Genomic DNA, 9,201 nt, shown 5'->3' on the forward strand with positions numbered 1-9,201 from the left:
CACCTCCAAGGCACTTTTTTGGCCTCCACGCTCCCGTCCCGCCACCTCCAAGGCACTTTTTTGGCCTCCACGCTCCCGTCCCGCCACCTCCAAGGCCCTAATGAGCCGGGAGAGCCCGTTGATTGCGGGGAAGATGAAAGGGAAAACACGTCCTTACTTGGCATTGGGGAGGTGCGGGGCAAGCTGCAGTCGACGATCCGTCAAGACTGCGAATAATCCGCCTCTGCTGCTCGATTATAGTGCCAGTTAGGTTGTCGGGGTTTCTCCATTATGCGATCCTAGCTCTCTACCGAGCAAAAGTTGCTATAATAGAGACTAACGCAAAAGAAAGAACGGAGCTGACCGAACGCTATGACCGAACCGACCAATAAAGCGACGACCGGGTTCACGAAAGAGTCTGCGAATAAAGAGGCGAACGGGTTCATGACTGAATCGACGAATAAAACGACAAGCGAGCCGACGGACGAAAACCACGCATCCGAAACCCATTCCCGTCTGCTGCTGGACAGCTACCGCCGAGCGACGGGGCGCGATTTGCTTGCGCCCGTGCCCGCCCCGGGCAAGGCGGCAGCGGCGCTGTTCCGCGCGCCGTTCGTGCTGCTCTCCCACGGGACGGAGGCCGATCCGGTGCTGAACTATGGCAACGCTGCGGCGCTTAAGCTGTGGGAGATGACGTGGGAGCAGTTCACGCGGACGCCTTCGCGCCTGACCGCCGAGCCGATGGAGCGGTCACAGCGGGAGAAGCTGCTGGCGGACGCCAAGGAAAAAGGCTATTCCGACGGCTACTACGGCATCCGGATTTCAAGCGGCGGCAGAAGGTTTGAAATCCGCAACGTGCTGCTGTGGAGCGTGACGGACGAGCAGGGAAGCTACAGAGGACAAGCCGCCGTTTTCTCGGAGTGGGCCTACGTCTGACGGATACGCGGGAGGGGCGGGAAGATGAGACGAACGAGCTTGCGGCTGCGGCTGATGCTGCTCATGATCGCGCTGACGACGCTGCCGGTCGTGACGGTGACGTGGATCGCGACGAACAATACCCGGTCTTCGGTGGAAAAGGAAATCGTCGCCGCCAACCGCTCGCGGATGCTGTGGGCGGATCAATATTTGGACGAGCTGATTCAGCAGATCGACGTGCTGTTCTATACGCTGCAGATCAACAAAACGCTGATGGACGGCATGAACGAGGTCGACAGCGCCGACGTCGGCGTGCAGTACCGGACGCAGAACTTCATCCAGAACACGCTGACGTCCGCCTATTTCGCCAACTCCCGCAAAATCGACCTGCTGACGCTCTACGTTCACGCCAATAAGAAAGCGTTTTCGGCGAATTACGCGAGCAGCGGAATGGTGTCCGCGGTCGACATCGGCAGCGGCGAATGGAACCGGCTGCTGCGGGAGCCGGTCAATATGTATTTCAAGCAGACGGACAGCGGGATCTACGCCTATCACGGCATTTACCGGTTCGAGGACCGCAAGCTGCTGGGCGGACTGTCCGTGCGTCTGAACCGGGACGTGTGGGAGGAGGTCGGGCGCATTCTGAGGTCGGAGCCGGAAAGCTCCGTCTTCCTGCTGAACGACGAGGGGGAGCTGCTGTCCGGTTCTACGCAATCCGACATTTCCGGGGAAATATCGGCGCATCTTCGACAGCTTGCGCTATCCGACTCCGAGCTGAGAACGGAGAGCGCCGGCAGCTACTATTACTTCATGAAAAAGGTGGACGACGGCGAGCTGACCGTCGTGAAAGCCGTGCCGCTGGCGACCGTCGCCCGCAGCGCCAACGCGACGATACGCGCCGGTATCGTGACCGGCGCCTTGTTCGCCGCCGCCTCGATCGTGCTGTCGATTCTCGTCTCGCTGCGGATCAGCCGACCGATCGTCAGCCTGGCGCGCACGATGAGAAGCGCGCACATTCACAGCTTCGAGCTCAAAGCGCCGCAAAGCCGCGACGAGATCGGTCTGCTGGAGCGCGGCTACAATTCGATGATGCAGCGCATCCGGCAGCTGATCGAAGACGAGTACGAGCGGGAGATCGACTTGAAGAACGCTCAGCTTCAGGCGCTGCAGGCGCAGATCAATCCCCATTTTCTGAACAATACCTTGCACCTGATCGGAGGCATGGCGCTGACGAAGGGAGCGCCGGAAATCTACAAGGTAACTCAGGTGATCGGAGAGCTGCTGCGCTACGCGATCGGAACCGAGGGAGACCGCGTGCCACTGGAAGACGAGCTCAAGCATATGCGCAACTATTTGTTTATTCAGGAGAACCGCTTCAAGGGCCGCTGCACCGTTGAGCTGTCCGTCGACGAGGAGGCGCTCGGAACGCCGATACCGAAGTTCACGCTGCAGCCGCTGCTGGAAAACGCGTTCGAGCACGGCCTTCAGCGCAAGATGGGCGCTTGGCGCATCGAGGTGCGAATCGAGCGACGCGCGCGGAGCATCGCCGTGCTGATCCGGGACGAAGGCGTCGGCATGGAGCGCGAGCGGCTGCTGGAGCTGCGCGCCGAGCTGGCGAGCGGAACGAGGAGACGGGCGGCGGAAGCGGATCGGAAGGCGGACGGGCCGAAGAAACGCAAGGGAATCGGGTTGCAAAACGTCGACGCGCGGCTGAAGCTGCAGTTCGGAGCGGGCAGCGGACTAAGGCTATTCAGCAATCCGGAGCGAGGGACGCTGGTCGCCTTTAAGCTGCCGGTTCGGACGAAGGGGGAGGAGAACGTTGTTTAACGTAGCGATTATAGATGACGAGCCGTGGTCGAGAGAGGTCGTCAAGGCGCTGGCGGAATGGGACGAGCTGGGCTTGCGCGTGGACGGAGAAGCGGAGGACGGCACGGAAGGGCTGAGGCTCATCGAGGAGCGCCGGCCGCACATCGTCATCACGGATATGCGGATGCCCGGTCTGGACGGCGTCGGACTGCTGAAACGGATGAACGAGCAGTTCCCGAAGATGAAGATCATCGTTATGAGCGGATACGACGATTTCGTGTACTTAAAGCAGGCGATTCGCTCGCGGGCGGTGGAATATTTGCTGAAGCCGCTCGATCGCGACGAGCTGAACGCGGCGCTGGCGCTGTGCGCCGAGGAGTTGAGGCGGGCGGAGGGCGCGCCCCCGCGCGAGCCGTTTGCGCTGCCCGATCCGGCGGCGCAGGAGAAGTACGCGGCGATCAGGGAGCGGATGAAAGGCTGCCTGCTGGAGCTGGACAAGGCCGCCGCGCTGGAGACGCTGGAGAAGCTGGGCGAATGGATCGGGAGCTTGAGCGAGTCGCGGCAGGCTTACGTCAAGGCCGGCCACGATTTTCTGTCGCTGCTGGAGGAATTCGTCGCGGAGAACAAATTGGACGTCGCCGGCTTGCGGCCGCGCGCGTCGTCCGGAGAGTCGGCGAGTCCGGACCAGGCGATCGGGGAGCTGCAAGCGATGTATGGGGAGGCGATCGACGAGGTCGAGTCGATCCTGCGCAGGCGCCAGCGTCTGGACGTCACGATGATCCGGGAACATATCGACCGCCACTACAGCGAGCCGGTTTCGTTGGAGACGCTCGCGCAGCGTTTTCACGTCAGTAAGGAGCATTTGAGCAGGGCATTCAAGTCGCAGACGGGAGAAAATTTGTCGGACTACATCGTGCGCAAGCGGATGGAAAAGGCGGGAGAGCTGATCCTCAAAGGGAAGCTGGCGATCAAGCACGCGGCCAGGCTGGCGGGGTACGAGGACCTGGCGTATTTCTACCGGGTGTTCAAAAAGCATTACGGAGTAACACCCGGCGACTACGCCAAGAAGGATGACGAAGCGAAGCCGCAACATCAATAAAGTGCAATGACGGATGCTAACAGGCTCGAATGATCGGCGTTGGCCGCTCCCCTATACTGAAGGTGATTTCAACTCAAGGGGGTACTCATCCATGAAGAAAGCGCTTTATTTCGGTCTCGTGCTCGTGTTGGTCGCATCGTTCCTGTCGGCGTGCGGCTCGGGCGGCAACAAGGAGACAAGCCCGTCCGCATCGGCGGCGAATTCGCCAAGTTATTCCGCTTCTCCGTCCGAATCGGCGAAAGCGGATACGCCTCCGCAGAAGGTCGAGCTTAAGGTGTTCATGAGCTTTCCGCGGTTCAAGGATCAGTTCGAGGCGTATTTCGCGCAGTTCAAGGCCAAGGAGCTGGCGGAGAAAAACATCGACGTGACGATCAAGCTGGAGATGCCGAATCCCGATCAGGCGAAGCAGATTCTGCAGACGCGGCTGGCGTCCAACGACGCTCCGGACCTGTTCACGCTGCATGCGATCGCGGATATTCCGACCTACTACAAGGCGGGCTACCTGAGCGATCTGTCCGATCAGCCGTTCGTGCCGAAGGTGTACGAGAGCGTGCGCAACACGGTGACCTACGACGGCAAGGTCGTGGCGCTGCCGCTGGAGAGCTTGAGCTGGGGATATCTGTACAATAAAAAGATTTTCGCCGAGCAGGGCATCGCGCCTCCGCTGACGCTGGACGAGATGCAGGCGGCGATCGACAAGCTGAACGCGGCCAATGTGAAACCGTTCGTACTGGCGTTCCAGGAATCTTGGATTCCGCAGCTGATGATGGCGCTCTCGCTCGGCGGTACGGTGTCGTCGGCCCATCCGGACTGGATCGAGCGGATGAACAAGGGCGAGGCCTCTTACAAGGACGTTGCCAGCGTATTCGATATTATCGACCTGATTATGGCCAACGGAACGGGCAAGCCGTTCGAGGTCGGCGGCGAAGCCGGCTCCGCGGATTTCGCCAGCGGCAAGGGCGCGATGTGGGTGCAGGGGCCGTGGCAGGCGGAGACAATTCTCAAGGTCAACCCGGACATGGAGTTCGGCGTCGCGCCGCTGCCGGTCAGCAACGATCCGACCGGGGCGATGATCAACCTGGCGACCTCGACGTCGCTGGCGGTATCCCCGACGAGCAAAAACAAGGAAGTCGCGCTCGACCTGCTCAACTACATTCTCGACGACCAGGCCTCCGCTCCGCTGTTCGAGGAACTCAAGTTCAACCCGGTCGCGACGATGCATACGTACGAGACTTTCCCATGGATTGCCGAAGCGAGCTCCTACGTAGCGCAAGGCAAAGCGTATCTCGACCTGTCGCTGCCGGGCGGCGTGACGGACGAAACCGCGAAGCTGCTGCAAAGCTACTACGCGAAGGACGTCACCAAGGACGAAATAATCGCAACGCTGGATAAAGCATGGGCCAAAGGCGTCCAGGCGCAGCAGTAGCCGTGAGCGACGGGCATATGCGCTTGACGAAAAATGGCAAACAGACGGCCGCGCTGCTGGGCTTCGTTTTTCCCGCGCTGGCTTTCTATGCGGCGTTCATGCTGGCCCCCGCTTTCGGAGGCGCAGCTTACAGCCTGACGAATTGGAACGGGCTGAATCCCGCCTACGGCTGGGTGGGGTTCGCCAACTACGCGGAGGCGCTGACGGACGATCCGGCGTTCTTGCGGTCGCTGGCGTTTACGGCGAAGTTCGTGGCGTTCATGGTCGTGCTGCAAAACGCGATCGCGATCGTGCTCGCCGTCTTCGTGGAGGCGATGGGGCGGAGCAAAGCTTGGTTTCGCACGATCTTTTTTATGCCGAACATGCTGAGCATGATTATTGGCGGGTTTATGTGGCTGTTTATTTTTACGAAGGTGTCGTCCTATCTGGTGGAAAAGGCCGGGATGGCCTTCTTGGACCGGTCCTGGATCGGCGACCCGAGCTATTCGTTCTATGCGATCGTCATCGTGTCTCTATGGGGCGGCGTCGGATACTTGATGGTCATCTATATCGCGGCTTTGCAGGGCGTACCGCGATCGCTGAAGGAGGCGGCCGCGATCGACGGGGCGGGGGCTTGGCAGACGTTTCGCCGGATTACGCTGCCGATGATTTATCCCGCGCTGACGATTGGGGTGTTCCTGACGCTGAACTCGTCGTTTAAGGCGTTCGACGCCGTATACGCGCTGACGGGGGGCGGTCCAGGGCGGGCGACTCAGGTCGTTGCGCTGAATATTTTCGAGGAGGCGTTCGGCTTTACGAACCGGTACGGCTATGCCAGCGCCAAGGCGATGATTCTGTTTCTCATCATCTTCGTCATCACGATCGTGCAGCTTCGGTTTATGAAGACGAGGGAGGTGGAGGCATGAACCGCCGTTACGGGCTGGCCGGCCGGGCCGGCTCGGCGCTAATATTTGCGTCGCTGGTCGTCGCCGCCTTGTTCACTTTGTTTCCGATCTATATGGGCGTGCTGAACTCGCTTAAGACGGAAGGCGAGATGCTTACCGACATTTTGGCTTTTCCGTCTAAGCTGCAGTTCGGCAACTTCGCCGACGCGTTCGAGAAAACCGACTATTTGCGCAGTCTGGGCAATACGGTCGTCGTCGCCGCCGTCGGGCTGACGGGCATCATCCTGTTCGCCGCGATGGCCGGCTACAAAATGTCCCGGACGCCGGGCAAGCTGAGCGGATTTCTGTTCGGACTGTTCGTGCTGTCGATGCTCATTCCTTTTCACTCGATCATGATTACGCTCGTGCGGATTTCCAAGGATTTGGCCGTGCAGGGCTCGACGGTCGGGCTCGGCTTTATCTATATCGGCCTGGGCGTGTCGATGGCGATTTTCCTGTATCACGGGTTCGTGAAGTCGATTCCGCGCGAGCTGGACGAGGCGGCCGTCGTGGACGGGTGCGGGGAGCTGCGGCTGTTTTTCGTCGTCGTGTTTCCGCTGCTGCTGCCGGTGACGGCGACGATCGCGATTTTGAATCTGCTATGGATGTGGAACGACTTCCTGCTTCCTCTGCTGATGCTGACCGATTCGAAGGATTACACGCTGCTGCTGTCGACCAATATGCTGTTCGGCGAGTACAACAACGATTGGGCCGCGATTCTCGCTTCCCTCGTGCTGGCGATGCTGCCGGTCATCGTGCTGTATTTGCTGCTTCAGAAGTATATTTTGAACGGTATTGCGGACGGGGCGATCAAGAGTTAGCTTGGGGTGGCTTTGGTTGGTTGGCTTTGGGCAGGGGACGTCGGGTAAAAAAGGCGGCGTGCTGACGGATGCCAGCGTGGAGGATGGAACTGGTGGATGTCGGCTGGGGGAAGGGTAGGAGAAGGGAGAGAAATATCGATGTCGGAAAATCAAGCGCCGGCGGCCGGAGAGGTCAGCGGGTTTCTGCGGGCCGACGGGCGTAGGCTGGTGAATGGAGACGGCCGCGAGGTGCTGCTGCGGGGCGTCGGATTCGGCAGCTGGCTGCTGCCGGAAGGTTATATGTGGTCGTTCCCGGACAGGGGAGACCGCCCTCGGCGCATCGAGCGGATGATCGTCGAGCTGGTCGGCGAGGAGAAGGCGGCGGAGTTTTGGGCGCTGTATTACGATCGTTATATTGGAGAGGACGACATTCGCCGGATTGCGGAGGAAGGGTTCAACTCCGTTCGGGTGCCGATCAACGCCCGGTTTCTGACGGACGGGGATGGCATGAGCTGGAGAGAGGACCGGCTGGCGCTCCTCGACAGGGTAATCGGCTGGTGCCGCGAGCACCGGCTATACGTCATCCTCGACCTGCACGGCGCGCCCGGCGGGCAGACGGGGACGAATATCGACGATTCGGAGTTCGATCGTCCCGACCTGTTTCTGGAGGAAAGGAACGCCGAGCTTACCGTGGAGCTATGGAGGATGTTGGCGGCGCGGTACAAGGACGAGTGGATCGTGGCGGGCTACGATCTGCTGAACGAGCCGCTGCCGGACTGGTTCGCGCAGTACAACGACCGGATCATGCCGCTGTATAAGCGGATCGTTCGCGCGATTCGCGAGGCGGACGACCGTCACCTGATCATTCTCGAAGGCGCGCACTGGGCAACCGACTGGTCGATTTTCGACGAGAAGATCGACGATAACGTCATGCTCCAGTTTCATAAGTATTGGAACAACCCGGACACCGAGAGTATTCGCACCTATTTGGAGTATCGGGACAGGTGGAACGTTCCGATCTTCATGGGCGAAGGCGGCGAGAACAACAAGCTGTGGTATGCCGGGGCGTTCCGCTTGTTCGAGGACCATGGCATCTCGTGGAACTTCTGGACGTGGAAGAAGCTGGAGCGGGACAATTCCCCTTGCGAGGTGAAGCGGCCGGAGGGCTGGGACCGGCTCGTTGCGTATTTGGAGGGCGGAGAGAAACCGTCTGTCGAGGAAGCCGAGACGACGCTGTGGACTTACTTGGACAACTTGCCGCTCGACCGCTGCGTCTATCATCGCGATGTCGTGGACGCGCTGCTGCGCAGACCGCCCGTCCGCATCCCGGCGATATTCTACGGCTACGGGGGCGAGGGCGTCGGATACGGCGTGGCGGAGAAGCGGAGCGGGGCGCTCGGCTTTCGCTCTGGCGACGGCACGGACATCCGGTTCGTCGAGAGCGGCGAACGCTCCGCGCCGAATTTTCAGCACGGACGGGGCGAGGACTGGCAGCCGGACGAATGGCTGTGCGTGCAGTTGATGCCGGGGGATTGGCTGACTTACGACTTCTTGGTGGTTTCGGTATCGGGAGCTGGGAGTTTGCAAGTGGATCACGGGGCATCGACGGATAGCCAGGGGACGCCGACTGATGGAAGCAGCGCAGGGTATTCCTTGAAGCTGCGTATGTGCGCAGTCGGAGAGGAAGGGATGCGCGGTCGAGTCGAGGTAGAGGCGGAAGGAGCTGCTGTCGGCTGGATAGAGGCGGGGCCGGAATGGGAGACCGTTGGGCTCGCTGCCGCAATCCGAGTCTCCCCCGGTGTCCGCCGTCTCGTGCTGAAGGCTGCGGGCGACCGCCCGGTCCGCGTCATGTGGCTGGAGCTTAACGGCCTGCCAGACCGTTAGAAGGTGCGAGAGCGGCGGAATATCTGGAATAGCGGTCCGCCAGACCGTTAGAAGGTGCGAGAGCGGCGGAATATCTGGAATAGCGGTCCGCCAGACCGTTAGCGGGTGCAGGAGCGCCGGAATGTACGGAATAACGGTCCGTCAGACCGTTAGAAGGTGCGAGAGCGGCGGAATATCTGGAATAGCGGTCCGCCAGACCGTTAGCGGGTGCAGGAGCGCCGGAATGTACGGAATAGCGGTCCGCCTGGAGCTAGAATAAAAAGTGGACACCTCATAAGAGCAGACAGATAATGAATACAACAAGAAAATGAGGTGTCCGGTATGGGGGAGCAAAGACAGCATTACAGCGAAGAATTCAAAGAGCAAGTC

Annotated in this window: 7 protein-coding genes; all 7 read left to right on the forward strand. The window is 60.4% G+C overall.

Annotated features, from left to right (window positions below; translation table 11 throughout):
* Positions 1–351 precede the first annotated feature (351 nt).
* The 7 genes from ACESLM_RS29740 to ACESLM_RS29770 all read left to right on the forward strand — a co-directional run bounded on the left by ACESLM_RS29740 (position 352) and on the right by ACESLM_RS29770 (position 8,832).
* A complete protein-coding gene (locus tag ACESLM_RS29740) occupies positions 352–915 on the forward strand; it encodes an MEKHLA domain-containing protein (protein ID WP_372638194.1) in 564 nt (187 codons plus the stop codon).
* A gap of 24 nt (positions 916–939) precedes the next feature.
* On the forward strand, positions 940–2,721 hold the full coding sequence (locus tag ACESLM_RS29745; protein ID WP_372638197.1) for a sensor histidine kinase: 1,782 nt from the start codon (positions 940–942) through the stop codon (positions 2,719–2,721).
* Positions 2,714–3,799, forward strand: coding sequence for a response regulator transcription factor (locus ACESLM_RS29750; protein WP_372638200.1), 1,086 nt, complete (start codon positions 2,714–2,716; stop codon positions 3,797–3,799). Before ACESLM_RS29745 ends, ACESLM_RS29750 begins: the two co-directional genes overlap by 8 nt.
* A gap of 91 nt (positions 3,800–3,890) precedes the next feature.
* Complete coding sequence (locus tag ACESLM_RS29755) at positions 3,891–5,225, forward strand: ABC transporter substrate-binding protein (RefSeq protein WP_372638203.1); 1,335 nt, start codon at positions 3,891–3,893, stop codon at positions 5,223–5,225.
* A gap of 17 nt (positions 5,226–5,242) precedes the next feature.
* Positions 5,243–6,130: a carbohydrate ABC transporter permease gene (locus ACESLM_RS29760; protein ID WP_094049408.1), complete on the forward strand. Its 888-nt coding sequence runs from the start codon at positions 5,243–5,245 to the stop codon at positions 6,128–6,130.
* Positions 6,127–6,969: a carbohydrate ABC transporter permease gene (locus ACESLM_RS29765; protein WP_372638205.1), complete on the forward strand. Its 843-nt coding sequence runs from the start codon at positions 6,127–6,129 to the stop codon at positions 6,967–6,969. Before ACESLM_RS29760 ends, ACESLM_RS29765 begins: the two co-directional genes overlap by 4 nt.
* Positions 6,970–7,107: 138 nt before the next feature.
* Positions 7,108–8,832, forward strand: a complete 1,725-nt coding sequence (locus ACESLM_RS29770) for a glycoside hydrolase family 5 protein (RefSeq protein ID WP_372638208.1) — start codon at positions 7,108–7,110, stop codon at positions 8,830–8,832.
* Positions 8,833–9,201: the final 369 nt, after the last annotated feature.

The sequence above is a fragment of the Cohnella sp. genome, assembly GCF_041641335.1.
Lineage (GTDB): Bacteria > Bacillota > Bacilli > Paenibacillales > Paenibacillaceae > Cohnella.